The 20,939-nt window shown below is 46.8% G+C and carries 15 protein-coding genes; all 15 read right to left on the reverse strand.

Translation table 11 applies throughout. The features are described 5' to 3' along the window. Positions 1 to 67: 67 nt before the first annotated feature. The 15 genes from HMPREF9708_RS00200 to HMPREF9708_RS00270 all read right to left on the reverse strand — a co-directional run bounded on the left by HMPREF9708_RS00200 (position 68) and on the right by HMPREF9708_RS00270 (position 20,766). Entirely contained in the window at positions 68 to 1,324 is a 1,257-nt protein-coding gene (locus HMPREF9708_RS00200) for a competence/damage-inducible protein A (protein WP_006307889.1), read from the reverse strand. Positions 1,325 to 1,420: 96 nt separating this feature from the next. Further along, positions 1,421 to 2,002: a CDP-diacylglycerol--glycerol-3-phosphate 3-phosphatidyltransferase gene (pgsA, locus tag HMPREF9708_RS00205; protein WP_006307891.1), complete on the reverse strand. Its 582-nt coding sequence runs from the start codon at positions 2,000 to 2,002 to the stop codon at positions 1,421 to 1,423. A gap of 3 nt (positions 2,003 to 2,005) precedes the next feature. Further along, positions 2,006 to 3,007, reverse strand: coding sequence for a helix-turn-helix domain-containing protein (locus HMPREF9708_RS00210; protein WP_006307893.1), 1,002 nt, complete (start codon positions 3,005 to 3,007; stop codon positions 2,006 to 2,008). Positions 3,008 to 3,131: 124 nt separating this feature from the next. Then, the gene (gene ftsY / locus HMPREF9708_RS00215) at positions 3,132 to 4,148 is read right to left on the reverse strand and encodes a signal recognition particle-docking protein FtsY (protein ID WP_006307897.1); all 1,017 of its coding nucleotides are present in this window, start codon (positions 4,146 to 4,148) and stop codon (positions 3,132 to 3,134) included. A gap of 11 nt (positions 4,149 to 4,159) precedes the next feature. Then, entirely contained in the window at positions 4,160 to 4,972 is an 813-nt protein-coding gene (locus tag HMPREF9708_RS00220; protein WP_006307899.1) for a Cof-type HAD-IIB family hydrolase, read from the reverse strand. 151 nt (positions 4,973 to 5,123) lie between these two features. Continuing rightward, positions 5,124 to 8,693: a chromosome segregation protein SMC gene (gene smc, locus HMPREF9708_RS00225; RefSeq protein ID WP_006307901.1), complete on the reverse strand. Its 3,570-nt coding sequence runs from the start codon at positions 8,691 to 8,693 to the stop codon at positions 5,124 to 5,126. A 3-nt stretch (positions 8,694 to 8,696) separates the two neighbouring features. Beyond that, complete coding sequence (gene rnc / locus HMPREF9708_RS00230; protein WP_006307902.1) at positions 8,697 to 9,392, reverse strand: ribonuclease III; 696 nt, start codon at positions 9,390 to 9,392, stop codon at positions 8,697 to 8,699. Positions 9,393 to 9,818: 426 nt separating this feature from the next. Then, positions 9,819 to 12,125 carry a coiled-coil domain-containing protein gene (locus HMPREF9708_RS00235; RefSeq protein ID WP_006307903.1) on the reverse strand — a complete coding sequence of 769 codons (2,307 nt, stop codon included), beginning with the start codon at positions 12,123 to 12,125 and terminating at the stop codon, positions 9,819 to 9,821. Positions 12,126 to 12,136: 11 nt separating this feature from the next. Then, entirely contained in the window at positions 12,137 to 14,191 is a 2,055-nt protein-coding gene (locus tag HMPREF9708_RS00240) for an efflux RND transporter permease subunit (protein WP_006307904.1), read from the reverse strand. After that, entirely contained in the window at positions 14,192 to 14,782 is a 591-nt protein-coding gene (locus tag HMPREF9708_RS00245; protein ID WP_006307905.1) for a TetR/AcrR family transcriptional regulator, read from the reverse strand. 528 nt (positions 14,783 to 15,310) lie between these two features. Continuing rightward, positions 15,311 to 15,544: an acyl carrier protein gene (acpP, locus tag HMPREF9708_RS00250; RefSeq protein ID WP_006307907.1), complete on the reverse strand. Its 234-nt coding sequence runs from the start codon at positions 15,542 to 15,544 to the stop codon at positions 15,311 to 15,313. 53 nt (positions 15,545 to 15,597) lie between these two features. Beyond that, entirely contained in the window at positions 15,598 to 16,599 is a 1,002-nt protein-coding gene (gene plsX / locus HMPREF9708_RS00255) for a phosphate acyltransferase PlsX (RefSeq protein ID WP_006307909.1), read from the reverse strand. A gap of 11 nt (positions 16,600 to 16,610) precedes the next feature. After that, positions 16,611 to 18,653 (reverse strand): ATP-dependent DNA helicase RecG, encoded by a 2,043-nt coding sequence (gene recG / locus HMPREF9708_RS00260; protein WP_006307911.1) that lies wholly within the window; start codon positions 18,651 to 18,653, stop codon positions 16,611 to 16,613. A 64-nt stretch (positions 18,654 to 18,717) separates the two neighbouring features. Continuing rightward, positions 18,718 to 20,391 carry a DAK2 domain-containing protein gene (locus HMPREF9708_RS00265; RefSeq protein WP_006307916.1) on the reverse strand — a complete coding sequence of 558 codons (1,674 nt, stop codon included), beginning with the start codon at positions 20,389 to 20,391 and terminating at the stop codon, positions 18,718 to 18,720. A gap of 18 nt (positions 20,392 to 20,409) precedes the next feature. Next, a complete protein-coding gene (locus HMPREF9708_RS00270) occupies positions 20,410 to 20,766 on the reverse strand; it encodes an Asp23/Gls24 family envelope stress response protein (protein WP_006307920.1) in 357 nt (118 codons plus the stop codon). Positions 20,767 to 20,939: the final 173 nt, after the last annotated feature.

The raw sequence follows: 20,939 nt of genomic DNA on the forward strand, positions 1-20,939 counted from the left end.
TCTTGTACATGGTTTAGTTTATCAGGTCAGAATCAAGATTTCAAGCAATAAGCGAACGATTGTTCGATTATTCTTCACAGCTGGACCCGAGAACTTGAATCAGCTGCCAAAGGGCCTGCTGGACGGACATTTGACGAATATAAGCCCGCGACCTAGCTGGAAAAAGATAGACCTGGGATTGGACGGGTTGATGGCGGCTGGCGATAGCAATATAGACTTCTCCAGCTGGATGGCCTTGGTCGGGACCTGGACCCGCCACGCCCGTTAAGCTTACCGCATAATCGGTTCCCGCTTGATTTAAGGCCTTTTGCGCCATGGCTTGGGCACAAGCATGGCTATAGACCGATTCTTGTTCGATCAAGTCAGGGTCAATCCCTAATAGATCAACTTTACTTGCGACTTGATAAACGACAAAACCCGCCTTTACCACTTGCGACGCACCCGCAACAGCGGTCAATTCACTGGCCAAGCCGCCCCCCGTTAAGCTCTCACAGGTAGCCAAGGTCCATTCTCGATCTTTAAAGCGGGCCAAGACATGGGAAGCCAGACTCACTTGGTCCCCCTGCCCCAGATAATAGGGTTGGAGTGCTTGAATAATCTCCTGGGCAAGCCTCTGGTTTACCTGCTGACAAGCAGCTTGACTGGTTCCCTTGGCTCGGAGGGTCACTTGAATATGCAAGGGCTTGGCATAAATCCCCAGAACTGGATTGTCTATATGCTCACTCCAAGGTCTCAAAGCCTGCATCACCTGACTCTCCCCCAGTCCAGCAAAATTCAAAGTTAAGATCGCCTGGGTCTCCTCCAGGTCGACTTGGTCTTGCAGGTAAGGAATGACCGAAAGGTCAAGGAGACTGATTAATTCTTGGGGAGGTCCCGGCAAGCAGATGAAAGTCGTCGCCCCGGCCTGATAGAGGCTGCCACAAGCTAAACCCTGCTGGGTTGTGAAGCAGTGTCCCCCGGCAAAAGTCCAGGCCTGGCGCTGGTCACGGTCATTAGGTAGACGCCCTCTTTGCTTGAGATAGGATTGGATATAGTCCCATTGAGAAGTATTTACGACTAAGTCCACACCGAGATAGTCAGCCAGGACCTCCTTGGTCAAGTCATCCAAGGTTGGTCCCAAACCACCGGTTAAGATCACCAAGTCTGCTCGCTGGTGGGCCAGACTCAAGGCTTGGCTGATCGCTTGACGGTCATCGCCGACGACTTGTTGGTTGAGACAGTCGATGCCAAGTTGGCTGAGCCGTCTAGCAATCTCATAAGCATCCGTATTCATTATTTGACCCCTTAATAGTTCACTCCCCACCGCAATGATTTCTGCTCGCATCCTAATCCTCCTTAAGTAAGTACACACTTGCTAGCGAATAAGCGCTAATCGTTGCAAAAGAAAAGCAATCCCAGCTAGACCGAGATTGCAGACAATTTAAGCTTTTGACCTAAAGACAAAGCGCCCATGGTAGAAGTAAAGAACGCCTGAATAAATTGTAAAGGCCAAGCAGACCCAGAGTAAGACTTTGGCTATGGAGAAAGGTAACCAAGCAAAGCCTAAATCATTCCATAGAAAGAAGAGAATAGCAAACATCTGGGTGAAAGTCTTAACCTTACCTGGCCAAGCTGCCGCCAGAACTTGACCGTTCTCCCGTGCCAAGAGGACCCGGAGGCCAGTGACCAAGAGCTCGCGACTGATAATGATAATCACCATCCAAGCAGGAATCACCTGGGCTTGAACCAGTAAAATCAAGGCAGCAAGGACCAATAACTTATCCGCCATCGGATCAGCAAAGACCCCAAATGGGGTAACCAGATTCAGCTTCCGCGCCAGATAACCATCTAAGTAATCGGTCAATGAAGCCAGGGCAAAGACTAAGCCGGCCACAAACCAGGCAACTGGAATCTGCGAACCTAAAAGATCAAGTGTCCCCCATTCCAAGGGCAGGGACATCAAGAGAACGAAGACAGGGATCATGGCGATTCGCAAGCAGGTCAATTGATTGGCAATATTCACGGCTTAATTCCCACTTTCTGGCGCATAGACTGCTGGCCCTTGGTAACCAGTAGTCGTAGTCTCTTCTAAATCCAGACTTTCTTTCGTTGTCGATTGGCTGTCTTCGCCACTTGTACGAACGAATTTAAGTGAAAGTGGAACCGCAGAATCCACTTGTAAGGTCTTACCATTGACGCTATATTTGCCACCTTGAGGGTAGCCCATATCGAGTCGGATCTCTTGCGCTTGTTTACTTGGTGTGTATTCAAATTTTTCGCCCGCATTCACTGCTTGGTCAACCACCATGACGCCATCTTCGTAGACACCGAACCAAACAAAGGCATCCGCCTCGAGCGCGAAGGTGTACTGGTCAGGATCCTCCTGTAATTCATAAGTCTTCAGGCTTCCTGGTTCAGAAACCAAGCGAATCATGGCATCCCCGACCCGTTCCATGCCTTCCATCATCTCTTGGCTGGTGGTCGTTTTTTCTGTTTGGTCGGACTCGTCTTGGTTAGAGTCTTCAACCAAGGAAGACGGTTCAACTGATTCCACAATGCTGGTTGCGACCGTCACTGGCTGGTTATCCGAATCCACGTCCCCTTGATTAGCCTTACGAATCGCAAAGGCTAGAATCACGATAATTAAGAGGATAATCACTGTCAAGATAAAGAGCGGGATATAAGAAAGAATCATCTCCAACCGGTTATCCCCTTCACCACTATGCCGCATGGCCACGCGACTGGGGAGGGGTTGGTCAGCTGGCGCTTGGGTCCTCTTGTCTTGAGCATTTAGAAATTCTAATTCATCGGCATATTCACGCAACAAGAGGTCGCCGTCAAGGCCCACCATATCCGCATACTGCTTGACAAAGGCCCGGACATAGAAATTCCCCGGTACCTCCTCATAATTCCCCTCTTCTAAAGCTTGGAGGTATTTCTTTTGAATTTTTGTCATTTGTTGAAGGGTATTGAGGGTGTAACCCTTATTCACTCGCGCTTCTCTTAATCGCGTTCCTAATTCACTCATCTTGTCGGCTCCCTCTATTATTCATAGTCATTCAATCTGCACCATCCACTGGTGTCTCTACGATTTATCCCTAATCTTAACTTGAAATCGTGGTATTTTCAATCACTAATACGGTCTCATTTTATTATTTTTCTAAGAGATCCCGGATAAGGGAATACATGTAATGTTCTGCATCAAACACTTGCAGGTCGCTGGCTTGTTCCCCTAAGCCAATATACTTAACAGGAATATCTAATTCATGCCGGATGGATAGGACCACCCCACCCTTGGCTGTTCCGTCTAACTTCGTCAAGACCAGACCGGTAATCTCAGTCGCTTCATTAAATTGCTTGGCTTGGATTAAGGCATTCTGCCCTGTTGTCGCATCCAAGACGAGGAGAACTTCTTGCACGCCATTCGGATTCTCCCGTTCAATAATCCGCTTCATCTTGGCTAGTTCAGCCATCAAATTCGCCTTAGAATGTAAGCGGCCGGCAGTATCCACCAAGAGGTAGTCATAGCCTTCAGCGTTGGCCTTCTTGACCGCATCATAGACTACTGAAGCGGGGTCCCCCTGGTCTCTTCCGGTCACGACTGGAATATCTAATCGTTGTCCCCAAACATTTAACTGCTCGACTGCTCCTGCCCGGAAGGTGTCACCGGCTGCCATCAAGACTTTATGGCCAGCCTGCTGTAGGCTGTAGCCGATCTTACCAACAGAGGTGGTCTTACCAACCCCATTGACACCGACAAACAAGATCACAGTAGGACCATCCGGATTTTCGATCAGGGCAGGGCTCGCTTGCCCATCCTTCTCATATATCGCCACCATCTCTTCCAGCATGACTTGCTTAACAGCCTCAGGTTGATAGACATTGCGTTCTTCAACCGCTTCTTGAATAGCATCGGTCAAGGCCATGGTCATGGCAAAGCCGACATCGGCACTAATCAAGGCTTCTTCCAGGTCATCGTAGAAGTCTTCGTCAATTTCCCGCCAGCCTGTAAATAAGTCACTCATCCGTTCAGAGAAGGACTTGCGGGTCTTCTCCATTCCGCGCTCATACTTGTCAAGGACAATCGCTTCTTTCGGGTCGAGGTCTTGATCCTTGACCACCTTGTCTTCCCCTGTAAAAGCACGCTTAATTCGGTCAAATAATCCCATGGTCTCACTCCTTAATCGAGATAATGATAGATCGCCTGGGCCACCCCATCTTGGTTATGGTCCCCTGTCACATAATCGGCAACTTGTTTCAGTTCACTGACGGCATTGCCCATCGCCACCCCAACACCTGCTTGGGTCATCATGGTTAAGTCATTCATCTGGTCCCCAATAGCCATCATCTGGTCTAAGGAAATATCCAGGGTTTGCCCCAAGTGTCTCAAGGCCTGCCCCTTGTCGACTCCCTTGGCCATCACTTCAAGCTGGAAGGGGTGGGACAAGCAGACACTATAATCCGCAGTTAAGTCTTCAGGCAGCTTTTGCATCTGGTCTTGCAGGTAGTCTGAATCAATGGTGATCACAAACTTGAGAAAGGTTTGATCGGGTGGAAAAGCTTTAAAATCAACCCTTTGGCTGGGTGCCTGGGTCACCTTGGAGACATAGAAAGACTCACGACCTGGTGGGTAGGTCAAGGGCTCATAGACCCAGTCTTGGTCAATAACATTTAAGGGCAAGGCTAAGGCATCGAGTACTACTTGCCAACGCTTAAGGTCCTCCAGGTCTAGGCTTGCCTGGTGAAGGATGGCCCCATCACTGGCCCGGCGGATCATAGCCCCGTTGAAGAGAATCAAATAATCCTCATGGCTTGGATTCCGCCTCACCTGGTCCAGCAGGTGTTCCACTGCCCGGTAGGGACGACCCGTACATAAGACCACTTGGACCCCCTTCTGTCTGGCATATTCAATGGCTTGTAAATTAGCTGGAGGGATCTGCTTATGACGGTCCAAGAGGGTGCCATCCAGATCCGTTGCGATTAATTTAATCATCTGATCGATCCTTTATTAAACACTTCACTACTCTATCTATTATAACACATTTATAAGCAAAAAAGGCGTATCTCATGATACGCCGATCGAGATTGCAGCATGACCCCTGGGATAGCCTCTGGGTCCACTGGTGGACATTCGAGGCGGTTACCTATCCGTCGCCTTGGGCCATGGCACTGGCTTCATTCAGTTGGACGCTGGCTAGTTTGGAAATACCGGTCTGCTCCATGGTCACCCCATATAAAACATCCGCATATTCCATGGTCCCCTTACGGTGGGTAATCACAATGAATTGAGTGGCCTGGGTAAAGGTCTGGATGTAACGACCATACCGGTAGACATTGGCATCATCCAAGGCTGCTTCGACCTCATCGAGCACCACAAAGGGAACGGCCTTGGTCTCCAAAATCGCAAAGAGGAGACTAATGGCAGTCAAGGCCCGCTCCCCGCCTGAAAGCAGAGCTAGGTGCTGCTGCCGCTTACCGGGAGGTTGGGCAATAATATCCACCCCTGTTTCCAATAGCTGGTCCGGGTCGATCAATTCCAAGCGCGCCCGTCCTCCACCAAACAATTGCACAAAGGTCTTCTGAAATTGGTCATTGATCTGGTCAAAGGTTGCCTTAAACCGGCTGGCCACTTCTTGATCCATCTCTTCAATCGTCGCTTGCAATTGGTCCATGGCTTGAACCAGGTCCTTCTCTTGGTCGGTTAACCGGTCATAGCGGTCTTTAAGGGCTTGATAGTCTTCAATCGCTGCCAAATTAATCGGACCTAATTGGTCGATCGCCTGCTTCAGTTTCTTCACATGATCCAGTGAAGTCTCCAGACCCCCGAATTCTTGAACCTTAGCCACAGCCGCCTCATAAGAAAGCGAATGGGTCTCGCTGAGATAGGATAGGTCTTGGTCCAACAAGCGGTCATACTTTTCGATGAGGGCTTGGGCCTTAGCCTCCTTCTGATAAAGTCCTTGGAGGTGCTTGTCTAAGTCTAAAGCTTGAGCTTGGACTTCACGCAGGGACTGGTTGATCGCCTGGCGCTGGGCCTTGGCTTCTTTCAACCGGTCTTGACTGGCCTGGTTGGCCTGGGTTAATCCTTCAATCTGGTCCAAAACACCAGCCAAATCGGACTCCAGAGACTGGACCGTTTCTTGGTTGAGTCGGACTTGATTCGCATGGTCTGCCATCAATTGGTCCAGTGCTGCTAGCTGGTCTCGGAAGGTTTTTTGATCTCTTAGTTTCTGCTTGATTTCGACCTGTAAAACTTGGCGATGGGTGCCGACTCGATTCAATTCTGCTTGAAGTTCTTGACTGCGAGTCTGACGGTCGCTTTGATCGAGCTGGAGTGCTTCCATACTGGACTTCAGGTGGTCAATCTGGGCCTGGATTTGGTCTAAGTCTGATTGGATCTGACCTTCTTCCTGTTGACTCTCCTGGTAAGTCGAGTGCAAGGAAGTCCATTCATCTTCCAGGACCATCAATTGCCTTTCTTTTTGTTGGACTTGACGAACTAAGCCTTGATAGTGGTGGTTGGCCTCTTCAAATTGCTCGCTAAGTGCCTGATAGGCCTGACGCTGGTTGACCAGGTCTTGGGCTATTGCTTGTAAAGCCACTTGGTCCTTGTTCAGACTCGTCTGTAAGTCTTGATGAACGGCTTGCTTGTCTTGGTAGGCCGCCTCAAGAGTCTTAACTTGTGTTTGCCGGGCCAACATGGTCTGGCGAGCCTTATGATCACGCCCACCGGTCACCGATCCCCCTGGTAGAATGACATCACCTGTCAGGGTGACCAATTTCACTTGTTGGTTGAGCCGCTTCGATAAAGCCTGGGCTGCCGGCAAATCGGTCATAACGAGGGTCGTTCCCAAGAGCTGTTTGACAATGGCCTGGTTTTCGGTCGCTGCTTGAACTAAATCACTGGCTACACCAATCAATCCTGCCTGCCCTTGCGCCTTCGCCAGCAAGTGACTGGCTAGCGACCGGCCCTTTATATTGGGCCGGGGCAGGAAGGTTGCCCGACCCGACCGAGTCTGGCGGAGGTAGTCAATGGCCGCTTTGGCTGCTTGATCATCCCTCACAACAATCTGTTGCAGGGCAGCCCCCAAAGCAAGCTCAATGGCCTCTTGATACGCGTCTGGCACTTGAATTAAATCGGCAACCGTCCCCTCAATACCAGCTAAGTGGTCACGCTGGTTCATAACGGCTCGGACGCCTTGATAGTAACCCGTATAGTCTGCTTGCATCTGTTGCAATGAATTCAATTTGGCTTGAAGGACCTGTCGGTCATGGTCCACTTGATAAGCCTCCTGGACCCTAGCTTGGTAATCGGCCTCCAATTGCACTTGTTGGCCTTGCTGCCTCTTAATTTGATCTTGGGCTTGGCTCAAATCTCTCTGCAGGGATTGGACTTCTTGCTTGGCATCTGAGAGATCTTGGTTCAAGTGGTTCAGCTCTTCTTGCAGCCCTTGGACTTGTTGGTCATGACTGCCTTTACGGGCTTGGTAAGTCTCTAAGACCTGCTGGACCTGCTGGGCTTGGTTCTTGATGGTGGTTTCCCGCCGGTAGGCTTCAATTAGCTCTTCTTGCAGGTGGCCCAAGCGGGCAGGATCTTGGTCTAAGAGGGTCGCCAACTGCGCTTGGCCTTGCTCTAATTCCAATTGATCTTGTTGGTCCGCTGCCTGCAGGACTTGAATTTCTTGGTCCAGTTTGGCAAGACGGTCTTCCAGCTGGTCCCTTTCTTCCTGCCGACTCACCGCCTGGTGGTGACGGTCTTCCTCTGATTGGTGGGCATAGTCTAACCGTTGACGCAGGATCGATTCTTGCCCCTTTTGTTGTTCGACTTGCTGGGTCTGAGTCTGCAAGTTCTCCGCTTCTTGATCGATCTGATCATTTAAGTGGTCGACTTGTTCTTGACTCGCCTGCAGGGTCTCTTGGTAGTGGGCCTGTTGACTTTGAACTTGGTCTAATTCCTGGCGGACCGCTTGACCCTCTACTTGGGCCTGCTGGTAACGACTCTGGTTGGTCTTAATTTGTTGGGTATACCAAGCCAACTCATGCTGGCTGAGCAATTGGGCCTTTTCCTGATAGATCAAGGCCTTGTCATGCTGGTCCTTCAGCGGGTCAATTTGGCCTGCTAATTCATGGAGGATGTCCTTAACCCGGTTCAGGTGGCCTTGGGACCGGTCCATCTTACGTTGGGCTTCTAATTTGCGGACTTGAAATTTCTGCACGCCGGCCGCTTCCTCAAAGATCCCGCGCCGCTCTTCTGGCTTACTTAAGAAGATCGATTCGACCTTACCTTGCGAGATCATGGCAAAGGAATTCTTACCCAGGCCAGTATCCAGCAGTAGGTCTGTGATATCCTTCAAACGAACCGCTTCCTGGTTAATAAAATAAGCACTCTCGCCTTGACGGTTGAGCTGGCGGGTAATGGCGACACGGTCTCGGGGATGGTCTAAGTAGTGGTCTTCATTGTTCAAGACCAGGGTGACCTTGGCCAGGTTCACAGGCTTTCGGGCTTGTGAGCCATTAAAGATCACATCTTCCATCCGATGGCCGCGCAGGCTCTTAGCCGACTGCTCACCTAAGACCCAACGAATAGCTTCGGAAAGGTTGGACTTACCGGAACCATTGGGCCCAACAACAGCGGTCATTCCTTGATCAAATTCGATGACCGTCTTGTCCGCAAAGGACTTAAAGCCAGTCATTTCAATTCTTTCTAAATACACCGATCATTCTCCCTTATTCTTTTGGTCCAAGGCCTGCTTCGCTGCATGCATTTCAGCCTGCTTCTTACTCTTACCACTGCCCTGGGCAATCTGTTGACCATTTAAGAATAGACCACTCGTAAAACACCGGTCATGAGCTGGACCTGTTTGGTCCAGTAACCGGTACTCAATCTTAACACTGCCTTTGGCTTGGACCCATTCTTGAAATTGGGTCTTATAGTCTTGGTTGGTCAAGCGCAGGATTTCCTGGTGGTGGTCAAACAGGACCCGGCTGAGGAAGGCTTCAGCCTGGTCACTCCCCTGGTCCAGATAAATGGCCGCCAAAAAGGCCTCAAAGCAGTCGGAAAGAATGGAATCTCGCTGGCTGCCTCCGGTGGCTTGTTCGCCCTTGCCTAAGCGGAGGAAGTGGTCAAATTTCAGCTGCCGGCTCACGTAAGCCAGACTGGGTTCGCGCACCAACTGCGCCCGCATCCGTGTAAGAACCCCTTCTCCTTCCCTAGGATAGGTTGAATAGAGAAAGTTAGACACCGCCAACTCTAAAACCGCATCCCCCAAAAATTCAAGCCGCTCGTTGGAGGCTAAATGGCTCCCCCCATGCTCATTCACATAAGAAGTGTGGTGGAAGGCTTGTTCAATCAGCTGGGGATTATTGACCTTGATCCCCAAGTCTTCGCTTATATAAGTCATCAGTTCCTTCATCTTCATCATCCTTTTTTATCGTTAATAAGATTTTACCAAAGCAAGGCTAAGAGCACAAAGAAAGATCTTATTTTTTAGTAAGAATTAAATCTTTATCACTCCAACCAGTCAAATGAACCGAATAAGAGGAGAGGACGTAGCCTGACAGATAGTCAAACCGTCGAAATAAGCGAATCCAATCACTTTAGCTATCAGCTTTCTGATCGATTGGCATCAAGAGTTAAACAAGAATTCCCTTAAAACTTCTATCGGGTACGACAATCGCTTTTTTACCTTCCAGCAACAATCCTTGTTATTACATTAGAATCATCGGGACCCATTATCTTCTTTAAAGCTAGTCTAGCAGAGGGTAACAAGGCAAAAAGACGCTTCTTCCTCTTCAATTTTGAAGGGCTTGAAGCGTCTTATTGATAAAACTTTCAGATTTTATTTGATCTTTTCAATAATACGAGAACGCGTTTCAAATTCTGGGGTCGTTCCACTAAATGAATTATTGGCTTGGGCCATGGTTTGCATGTGATCAAGGATGGTTTTTATTTTTGTCAGATCTTGTGTCTTGTTTGTTAATTGATCAATCCCATCTTCTTTATATTTCTCCAACCCTTCATCAAACTCTTTAAATTTTGATACATAAGTTTCTGAACCTTCTTTTAATTTGAGGCTACCTTCCTTTAATTCCTTCATTCCTTGATCCAGGTCATTGATCCCCTTTGACATCGGATCAAGTGCTTTACGCTTAATATCTCCTAGTTCAGATAAACTCTTTGATTGGGCTTGAAATTGCGTCAAACCATCTGATAATTTCTGAGCCCCACTTCTCAAGTCTTTCGACTTGCCATCCAGGCTTTGGATCCCTTGCGCTAATTTAGCGACACCTTGCTTATTCTGCTCGGTTCCCGCCTTGAGTTGACTTGAACCCGCCTTCAACTTAGTAGCGGCATCATCTAATTGAGCTATCGAATCTTGTAGCTTAGAGAGAGCACTCGAATTCATACCCTCTTTTATTTGGCTAATGCCATTTGATAATTCTTGTGAAGCATTGACCAATTGGTCCTCAGCTTGATTAACTTGACTACTTAGGTTTCCAGCTCCTTGACTGGCTTGTTGGATACCAGCGGTCACTTGTTGGGAGACCGCTAAAAGTTCTTGGAGACCAGCAATCAAAGCCTGAGGCGACTGGTCGCTTGCAGATAAGGCATTGGCTTGACCATAAAGTCCTTGAGCTAAAGACCTTAGTGTATAAACTTCGTCACTATTCAGCCCTTCGCTATCTTTACTTTCAATACTTGCTGCTAGACCTTCCAAGGCCGCCGCCTTAGCATTTAAGTCTTCAACAACCCCCGCTGAGCTAGAGTTGCTATAGCTAGATTGGCTAAGAGATTCAATCCCTTGGCTGAGACGGTTAGAAGCCTCTTCCAATTGATTCAGTCCTTGGTTGAGCTCAGCCAGTCCAATGGCCATAGGACCAATGTTTTGCCCTAAACCATCTATTCCAGATTGGAGCTGGTTAAGGGAAGTGGCAAAGAAGTCAGCTTCCTGGTTACCAGAGAGACTATTGGTCTTTTCCCGAAGCGTGTTGGTCGCTTGATTGAGCTGGGCAAGCCCCTCATCTAATTGACTGGCTCCTTTCTCAAGACCCAAGGCACCCTGTGAGAGCTTCGTCATATTGCCATTAATCTGATTGACACCATTGGTGTACTGTTCAATTCCACTGTTCAGTTTAGCGCCACCTGCAGTCAGTTGGCTAATAGCCGTTTCGATGGACTTAATCTTATCGGGCAGGCCATTAAAGCCATTCGACAACTTTCCAAATCCGGTCTTCAATTGATTGGACCCTTTTGCCAACTGAACGGCTCCTTCACTTAAGTCGCCGATACTTTCATTTAGTCGCTCACTCCCTTCTTTTAATTGATTGGAGGCTTCAACTAATTTATCGGCATTGTCGGTTAATTGATCAACTCCATCGCTCAGATCATCAAGTGAGGCTAAGCTGGCTTCATCCTGGAAAATTTCATTCGTAATGACCGCATAGATATCTGTAGGTTGATAGTCTTCAACATCCATTTCAATCTCCAGGCGATCCCTGAATCGGTCCAGATACTCTTCATCCAAATAATCTGCAAAATTCTCTTTCATCCCTGGTGTTAAGACAGAGGCAACAATCTGGTTCTTGCCATCTTTTATGATTTTGGCATGGTCGGCGTGAATATTCTTCACTTGGTCATCTGCAAAGGTCATTTCAGATACAACCAAATAAGGCGCATAGATTGTCATGTTTTGACCCTCTAAAGTTACTTGTTCATGCGTGCTATTATTCGCTTCAATGGTGATCACCAAGTGACCTGATTGGCCCTGCAAGTCCTCGAAAGATACTGGCTGACCATCCAGCTGATATTGGACTTGGATGTCAACCGGCAATTGCTTATCCGTGACACCCTGGTAGTAAATATCAGATTCCTGAGCGTTCCATTGGATGTAACCGTCTTGTGTTTGGACTGCTTCATCCGTTTCTAAATTCTTTATTTCCTTTAAATCGGACCGGTCTTTTATTTTAAGCCCCTTGTCACCATTAAGCCAGACAGAGACCGTCTGGTCCATTACTTGGTTACCGTCCTTAGTGACGTAAATCGTTTCATTCTTACGAGCTTGTGGTTCAACCGCTTCAACCGCAGGGGTCACGATCATAGACCCTGCTGCAACAGCTGCTAACACTCTCATTGATTTAGTATTCATGTGAAATCCTCCTAATTTAGTCCTTTAGTGGTGCGTTTAATAAAGGGGAAGGTCATCCCGATAATCGCTGGTAAGAAGAGAATAATCACCAGCATCGAGATAATCGCTCCTCTAGCTAAGAAAATACATATTGTTGAGACAATTTCCATTTTGGAGTAAATGCCGACACCAATCGTCGCGGCAAAGAAGGCCAGTGCCGAAGTGACAACTGACTTCGAGGTCTCCTTAACCGACCGATTCAAGGCAGTCGACATCTCCCCTGACTTCTTATACTCAAATAAGAAGCGGTCCATCATTAAAATCGAATAGTCAATAGTAGAACCTAATTGAACCACCCCGATAATAATTGAAGTGATAAAAGGAATAACATGACCTGAATAATAGGGTATGCCCATATTGATAAAGATCGCTAATTCAATGGCCGCGATTAAGACAATCGGAATCGCCAAAGATTTAAAAACAAAGGCAATAATAAAGAAGACGACGACAATCGAAGCAAGGTTAACCATCTTAAAATCACGGTCTGAAAGACGCGTTAAATCTTTGGTAAGAACCGCTTCACCCGTTAAATAGCCTTGTGGATCATGCTCCTTAATAATCTGATTAATCTGGTCAATCTGTTGATTCACAGCATCGGAGGCGGTCTGGTACTTTGAGTTGAGCATAATCATTTGATAGCCATTCTTACTAAAGTTGTCTTTGATTTTATCTGGTAGGAAGGAATCTGGTAGGGTTAGCCCAGTCACAGAATTCAAACTTAAGACAGTATTAACCCCTTCCACTTCTTCTAATTGTTTGATCATGCCATTCATACTCTGCTTACTCAGGTCGTCCTTGACCACGATAAAGTGAGTAGAAGCCATATCATAGTCCTTCTTCATCTTGTTTAAAGCCACAATTGACTCTAAGTCCTGAGGGAGAGATCGGTCCAAGTTATAATACAATTGGGTATGATGGACTCCGTAAATTGAAGGAATGAAGAGGAGCAAAAAAACGATAAATAATGGTTTGCGATATTTCGTTGTAAAGTTTGCGGTTTTATCGAAAGAAGGCAAGAGAACGCGATGGTTGAAACGATTCACCCATTGCTCAGTTAATAAGATCATCGGTGGCAAAACAACAACAGTTGAGATTAAGCCTAAGATGACTCCCTTACTCATTACCAAACCAATGTCTTTACCTAAACCCAGCTTCATCAAAATTAATACTAAGAAGCCCGCAAAGGTTGTTAAAGACGAAGCAAAGATAGAGGATAGAGTACTTTGAATGGCTTTAGACATCGCCTCTTGACTAGAAGCAGTGGTTCGTTTCTTTTCAACATAGCGGTGATAGAGAAAAATCGAGTAGTCGGTCGTGACGGCTAACTGCAAGACAGCTGCAATTGCTTTGGTGATATAAGAGATCTCCCCTAAGAATAGATTGGTCCCAAAATTATAGAGAATCGCGTAACCAATATTTAGCATAAAAAGAAATGGAATAATCGTAGATTCATTCACTAAGCTTAAGACAATCAAAGCTAAGATAACGGCTAAAGCAACATAGACTGGTGTTTCTGTATCAATTAGGTCCTTGGTATCCTTGACGAGTGAAGAGATCCCACTTAAATATTTCGGTTTACTTGCTAAATGTCTGATCTGATCGATCGCTTCCATAGTTTTAAAGGAAGAAGACGATTCACTGAACTTAACCATCAGCAATGTGCTACCGTCGGCATAAAAAGCCTGACGGATATTGTCTGGTAGAAAATCATCCGGAATCGTATCGCCCACAATTGAAGTCTTAGAGATGACATCCTCAACCCCATCAATTTTTAGGATTTGTTGCTTAAGCTGGTCTGCCTCATGGTCGCTCCCCTCCAAGATCAACATGCCTGTTGCTGCATTTTTAAAATCCTTGTCCAAAATCTCTTGCCCTTGAGTCGATTCTAAATCGGCTGGCAAATAAGTTAAAATGTCATAATTGACACCTGTATTCTGGTAACCCATCCAAGCTGGAATCAATAATAAAGTTGTGATGATAAAAATAAGTTTGGGATGGTAGGCAATAAAATTGGCAATTTTTTTCATTTATTCCCCTTCTTTCCGACTAAACATCTTGCCAATCACTGTAAATAAAACGGGCTTCATTTCATCAATTGAGAGAATCGATTCTTCCATTAGGGCACTCTTACAAGTGGACATCATAATCTCAAGTGTCAATGATAAAATATAAAGCTTTTGTGACTGACTATAAGTGTGTGAGAATAGATTCTCATATTTATTCAAAATAAACTGTAAAGTTGAATCTGCCTCTTTCAAGCGCTCATCATTTTCTAACTTGGTATAAAGAGCCCAGGTAATATTCTGACTCATCAACTCCAACTCAAATGGATTGGCTACCAGGTAATCCATGATATATTCAACAAACGAAATGTAACGCTGGACAGGATCATCACCCGAACAGTTCGCTTCGGCATCAATAATGAGCTTCATCGATTTATCCAAAACCATTCGCTCCATCAAATCTTTTTTATCCGCATAGTAAAGATAGAAAGTTCCTAACCCATAGCCGGATTTATTCATAATATCGCGAACTGAGGTCTTTTCGAGCCCTTTTTCCTTAAATACGGCCAGGGCCGCTTCCATGATCTCACTGCGCTTACTACTGACATGATGCATATTTTAACCTTCTTTCTAGTGGTGAACATCGTTCATTCGTTTCGATTAAAAGACACCTTAATATGAACAGTGTTCAGTCCCATTCATAAAAAAAGCCACTCATAATGAACAATGTTCATTTTTAAGTACGATAGGTATTATACACCCGATATGAACATTGTTCAATACCATTTTATAGTTTTCCTGAAAAAATAAAATAGAAACAGTATCCAATGCAAATCAGTGGAAGTTGGACGGAGCCTCCTAACGCGCAGTGCTTATGGTTACTGTAAATATACCCATTTCAAGAACTGCATTCTTTTAATATCATGACTTTATGTGTCAGGAAGAAAAGAGACCAAGCAACGGCTTGTTGCTTAGTCTACTTTCAATACCATCAATCTTATTTGGCCAAGAGCCAAAAAAACTCCTTATCCAAGCCATGAACCGCCTGGATAAGGAGTCTCGCTTTTTAGAATCAAATGGTAGAACAATCGACTCCTGGCACGTATCGATCGCTTTCAATCGCGAGCGAGCCTGCAGTGCCTCTTATTGACCCTTTAATTCATCAATATAGGCAACCGCATCTTGAATATTATTTAAGGATTCAATCCGGTCATCTTCAAATTCAATGCCAAATTGGTCTTCTACTTCCATCACGAATTCGACCACATCGAGAGAGTCGGCTCCTAAATCATCAAAGGTCATCTGAGGCGTCACATCTTCCTTAGTCACACCAAATTTGTCCACGATTAATTTTTGCACAGTTTCAAATGTATTCATCAAGATTCCTCCTTGTCTGGTCTGATTGTAGCATAAGTCGACTGGATTAGGGATTAATCTGCTTGCTGGAAGGCGTGTCGCATCCGGTCAATGGTACGGGCTAGGACCATCATCCGCGCCTGTTCGATGGCGTGGTAAATGGCTTGATCATTGGCTGAGCCATGGGCCTTAATGACGGGATGGTTAACCCCTAAGAGGACTGCTCCTCCTTGTCTTGTGTCATCAAAGTTATAAGCCATCTTCTTCAGCTGTCCCTTAAGCAACAGGGCCCCGAGCTTGGTCTTAAAGTTACCAGCCTTGAGCGTCTGCTTGAGAAGCTTGAAGATCCCCTTGGCGGTCCCTTCCAGAGTCTTTAAAACAGCATTGCCAGTAAAACCATCTGTAATGACAATATCCGCCTGGCCATTTAGGAGGTCTTTAGCCTCTATATTACCAATAAAGTGAATCTTTCGCTCCTGGCTTAAGAGACCATAGGCTTCTTTACGCAGGTCATCCCCCTTACTCATTTCCGTCCCATTATTCAAGAGGGCAATTCGGGGCTTTTCAATTTGGAGGACTGTTTGACAATAATGATTAGCTAGGATGGCATATTGGTGAAGGTAAACCGGCTTGGACTGCGCATTGGCTCCCGCATCCATCAGGATAAATTGCGGAGATTCTGGGTTGATGGTAGGAATAATCGGCATTAGGCCTGGTCGTTCGATCCCCTTCATCCGACCAACCACCAGGAGACCAGCCGTTAAGAGTGCTCCTGTATTACCAGCAGACAATAAGGCATCGGCTTGACCATCCTTGACAGCTCGAGCTGCAACCACCATTGAGGCGTTCTTCTTATGGCGGACAGCCTTGACTGGCTCATCTTCGCCTTCAATCACTTGGCTGGTGGCAATAATTTCGACTCTTTCCTGGGCGGTCAAATACTTCTTGATCTGACTTGGATCCCCATAGAGCTGAATCTCGATATCCATGAAGGAGTCTATGGCTTGGTTAACCCCTGCTACAACTGCTTGCGGTGCATGGTCGCCACCCATGGCATCAATGGCTATTCTTATCATGATCTTCTCCCTTATATTTCCATTCTTTGGTCTTGAGCAATCGCTTGTAAATGTGCCCACTCGCTTTCGCTGATTCGGTAGGGTTGGTCCAGCAGGTGGTGGACCGATTCATAAGCTGCCGTCATGATCACTTGATCGTTGATCGGATTGCCATATTGAAAGTCCGGCAGACCACTCTGCTTACGTCCCATCATATCCCCCATCCCTCGAATTTTCAAGTCTTCCTGAGCAAGTTGGAAGCCATCTTGAGTTTGAGTCATCTGGTGAAGCCGTTCCTTGGCCTGGTCGGTCTTGGGGTCGGCAATTAAGTAACAATAGCTGGCTAAGTCACTCCGGCCGACTCGTCCTCTGAGCTGGTGAAGTTGACTCAAGCCAAAGCGGTCCGCCCCTTGAATCACCATCACCGTGGCGTTAGCAACATCAACCCCAACTTCTACCATGGTTGTGGCCACGAGAATATGGACCTGATTATTTTTGAAGGCTGTCATCACCTGGTTCTGATCATCTTTGGTCATCTGGCCATGTAGGAGGCCGACTTCTGCCCAGGGAAATCGCGACGCCAGTTGGTTGGCTATGTCGATGACATTGTCCACCTGGTCCAGGGCCTCTGAAGCTTCAATCAGGGGCAAGACGTAGTAGACCTGGTGGCCAGCCGCTAATTCTTCCTCCATCTTAAGGTAGACCTGGTCGATGGCTTGCGGCCGCAAAGCGACCGTTAGGACGGGCGGCCGGTTGCCTGGTCGTTCATCCAGCGTCGATACCTGTAGGTCCGCATAGAAGGTCTGAGCCAAACTACGCGGAATAGGTGTCGCCGTCATCTGCAAGAGATTAGGCAGTCGGTCTGGATCCCCCTTGTCCAAGAGCATCTGACGTTGACCGACCCCAAAACGGTGCTGCTCATCAATCACCACATAGGCCAAGCGCTTAAAGGTAACTCCTTCTTGAATGAGGGCATGGGTCCCCATCACAAGCTGCAGGTCCCCATTCGCCAGTTCTTGCAATATCTTGGCACGGTCTTGGCTAGAAGTATCCGCCGTAAGACAAGCAACATTCAAATTTAAGTCGCCAAAGTAGCGAATAAAACTGGCAAAATGCTGGTGGGCGAGAATCTCGGTGGGGGCCATCAGGACGGCTTGGCAACCAGCGAGAGCCGTTGCAATCATGGTAATGAAGGCCACGAGGGTCTTCCCACTGCCGACATCCCCCTGGAGGAGGCGCTTCATCGGATAGTCTGCCAAGAGGTCCTGACAGATCTCGTTGACAGCCTTCTTTTGAGCGCCTGTCAATTCAAAAGGAATCTGCTGAATGGCCTGACGCAAGTCCGCGACCTCATATGCCACCCGCATGCCCGGTTGAGACCGGTATTGGACCTGAGCTTGCTGCAGGCGCCACTGGTAGATGAAGAACTCTTGAAAAATGATCTTCCGCTTGGCTTGTTGGAGGGCATGGTCATCGGATGGAAAGTGTAAGTTCTTAAGGGCTTGGTCGATGGGCATTAAGTCAAAGTGATCATTCAAATAATCCGGTAGGTCTTCTTCGATCGCGTGCTGATAGCTTTCAAAGACTTGACGGATGGCCTTGACGATGGTTGCTTGCTTTAAGCCCTTGGTTGTTGGATAAATTGGAGCATAGTCTTGACCCGCTGTCTGGTTAATCAACTTCATACCTAACAGGGCTTGGCCTTTTTCTTGGTATTTACCATAAATGGCCCGGACCTGTCCCAGTTCAATCTGGTTCTTAAGATAGGGTTGGTTAAAAAAAGTCACAGCAATGGTATGAAAACTATCAACTGCCAATTTGAAAGACAGCCGACTCTTCTTGGCACCATAGTAATTGACCACCGGTGGTGTGACAACTGTCCCCACCAAGGCAACCTTCTCTTGGTCTTGCAGGCCATCGATTTCTCGAGCCTGCAGGTCTTCAAATCGAAAAGGAAAATGAAACATCAAGTCCTTAACCGTCTCAATCCCAAGCTTGTGAAAGAGGGCTTGGGTCTTTGGCCCAATTCCCTTGACCTGATCAAGGGGGTCGAGCCAGGTCTGATTCTCTTGCATCCACTCACCTCAAAAAAAAGGTGAGGATGAATCCAATTCACCCCTCACCCAGATTTCTACTTAATTAGTCAACTGAAACAAAATAATGATAGACCGGCTGGTCTCCTTGGATAACCTCAAATTCCAGGTCAGGATAGCGGGCCAAGACTTGATCTTCCACAGCTTCCACTGTCGCTTCATCCCCGTCTTCTCCCACAATAACCGTTACCAGTTCGCTGTCTTCATCGACCATTTGTTCAACCAATTCCTCAAGGGCTTGAGCCAGGTCAGCATGGGCTAAGACAATATCTCCGTTCAAGATGCCCATGTAGTCATCCTTCTTGATCTGAATCGCGTCAATCTGGGTATCCCGAATCGCATTGGTAATTTGACCATAATCGACTGTCTGCGCGTATTCGCTCATGGCTTGCTGGTTTGCTTCAATCGTTTGGTCGGGATTAAACATCAGCAGGGTCGAAATTCCTTGGGTAATCGACTTCGTTGGCACGACCACGGTTGGAGTCTCACTGACTTCCGCTGCCTGCTGGGCCGCCATCACAATGTTCTTATTATTCGGCAATAAGATGATATTCCGAGCATTTGCACGTTCAATCGCCTTCACAAAGTCCTCTGTTGATGGGTTCATCGTCTGTCCACCTTGCAGAACTTCTGTTACGCCAATGGATTGGAAGAGGTCCACCAATCCTTGACCGGAAGCCACTGCAATAATGGCATATTCACTGTCTTCCTGGCTAGGTTTAGGGACTTTCGCTCCCTTGAGGGCTTCTTCTTGGCCTTCAAGTCCGCGAACCTGCTCGCGCATGTTGTCGACCTTAATCTTAATTAACTCACCAAATTCCTGTCCCAACTGCATGATAAGGCCAGGATTTTCCGTATGAATATGGACCTTGACAATCTCATCATCAGCTACCACTAAGAGGGAATCCCCCTTGGTATTGAGAACTTGTCGGAATTCGTCATAATCAAAGTCCTTAATCACTGTCTCCCCTTGGCCGATCCGGACCATGATCTCTGTACAGTAACCGTAAGTAATTTCATCCATGGAGAGGGGATGTTCATTCACCTCTTCAAACATGGCATGGGCATGGTCAGAAGTCTGACCAGGTTCATCTTCAATCACTTCACCGGTTAAGGCCATCAGGAAGCCTTCATAAATACACAAGAGCCCCTTACCACCTGAATCGACCACTCCGACTTGCTTTAAGACGGGTAATAAATCGGGCGTCTTGTCCAGCGCTTCTTGCGCTCCCTTGACAATTGACCGCATGATTTCAACCAGATTATCGGTTGACTCCGCCTTTTGTTGGCCGCGCAGAGCTGATTCTCTAGCAACCGTTAGGATGGTTCCTTCTACTGGCTTCATAACCGCCTTATAGGCCGACTCCACCCCACCGAGAAAGGCATTGGTGAAGGATTGACTGTCCAATTCTTCTTCGTCCTTAATTGCCTGGTAGAAGCCTCTAAAGATTTGAGACAGGATCACACCGGAATTACCCCGTGCCCCCATGAGCAGTCCTTTAGACAAGTTCAAGGCCAAATCATGGACCTTCTGGCTCGAACTTTCTTGCATCTTAGCAACCCCTGACTGGAAGGTCATGTTCATATTCGTTCCAGTATCCCCATCTGGTACTGGAAAAACATTTAATGAGTTGACTAAATCGACATTCTGCATCAAACGATCTGCACCAGCTTTAAACATCTTCTTAAATTCTGCTGCATTCATGATTGTTAGTTCCACACTTTACCTCCTAGACAACTACTTAACCGTTACAGCCTGGACATGAACATTGACACCCGCCAATTCAAAGCCCAATAGTTGCTCGACACTATATTTTACGGATTGTTGGATATTTTGACAGATCACAGAGATCTTTGTTCCATAGGAGACAACAATATAAATATCCACAGTAATGCTTTCACCTGCTTGGGAAATAACCACCCCACGCGCGAAATTATCTTTTTTAAGAAAGTCCGTCAGATTATCGCGGAAAAAATTCTTGCTGACCATTCCGACGACCCCATAATTATCCGTTACAGCCACACCGACAACGGTCGCAATCACTTCATTGGTTAGGGTAATTTCTCCATTGGGAGTTTGGATATTAATCGCCATTTTGACTCCTCCTTATTTAATATCTCTAACAGTTTAGCATAAATCCTACTTGATGGCACCTTTTTTAGCCAGGAATTCGCCTGACAATCGAAGACAAAAGAGAATGTCTCGGTATAATTTCAAACAAAATATCCTAGAATTTTATAATTGATGTAACGAAGAATAGAATGCTC

Origin of the sequence: Facklamia languida CCUG 37842, from assembly GCF_000245795.1 — a bacterium.
GTDB lineage: Bacteria > Bacillota > Bacilli > Lactobacillales > Aerococcaceae > Facklamia > Facklamia languida.

Excerpts from the sequence above, each read along its gene's own strand:
- HMPREF9708_RS00235 (WP_006307903.1), bottom strand. The coding sequence starts at position 12,125 with ATGAATACTAAATCAATGAGAGTGTTAGCAGCTGTTGCAGCAGGGTCT.
- recG (WP_006307911.1), bottom strand. The coding sequence starts at position 18,653 with ATGCAAGAGAATCAGACCTGGCTCGACCCCCTTGATCAGGTCAAGGGA.
- HMPREF9708_RS00210 (WP_006307893.1), bottom strand. The coding sequence starts at position 3,007 with ATGAGTGAATTAGGAACGCGATTAAGAGAAGCGCGAGTGAATAAGGGT.
- rnc (WP_006307902.1), bottom strand. The coding sequence starts at position 9,392 with ATGAAGGAACTGATGACTTATATAAGCGAAGACTTGGGGATCAAGGTC.
- plsX (WP_006307909.1), bottom strand. The coding sequence starts at position 16,599 with ATGATAAGAATAGCCATTGATGCCATGGGTGGCGACCATGCACCGCAA.
- ftsY (WP_006307897.1), bottom strand. The coding sequence starts at position 4,148 with ATGGGATTATTTGACCGAATTAAGCGTGCTTTTACAGGGGAAGACAAG.
- HMPREF9708_RS00270 (WP_006307920.1), bottom strand. The coding sequence starts at position 20,766 with ATGGCGATTAATATCCAAACTCCCAATGGAGAAATTACCCTAACCAAT.
- acpP (WP_006307907.1), bottom strand. The coding sequence starts at position 15,544 with ATGAATACATTTGAAACTGTGCAAAAATTAATCGTGGACAAATTTGGT.
- HMPREF9708_RS00245 (WP_006307905.1), bottom strand. The coding sequence starts at position 14,782 with ATGCATCATGTCAGTAGTAAGCGCAGTGAGATCATGGAAGCGGCCCTG.
- HMPREF9708_RS00200 (WP_006307889.1), bottom strand. The coding sequence starts at position 1,324 with ATGCGAGCAGAAATCATTGCGGTGGGGAGTGAACTATTAAGGGGTCAA.
- HMPREF9708_RS00240 (WP_006307904.1), bottom strand. The coding sequence starts at position 14,191 with ATGAAAAAAATTGCCAATTTTATTGCCTACCATCCCAAACTTATTTTT.
- HMPREF9708_RS00220 (WP_006307899.1), bottom strand. The coding sequence starts at position 4,972 with ATGATTAAATTAATCGCAACGGATCTGGATGGCACCCTCTTGGACCGT.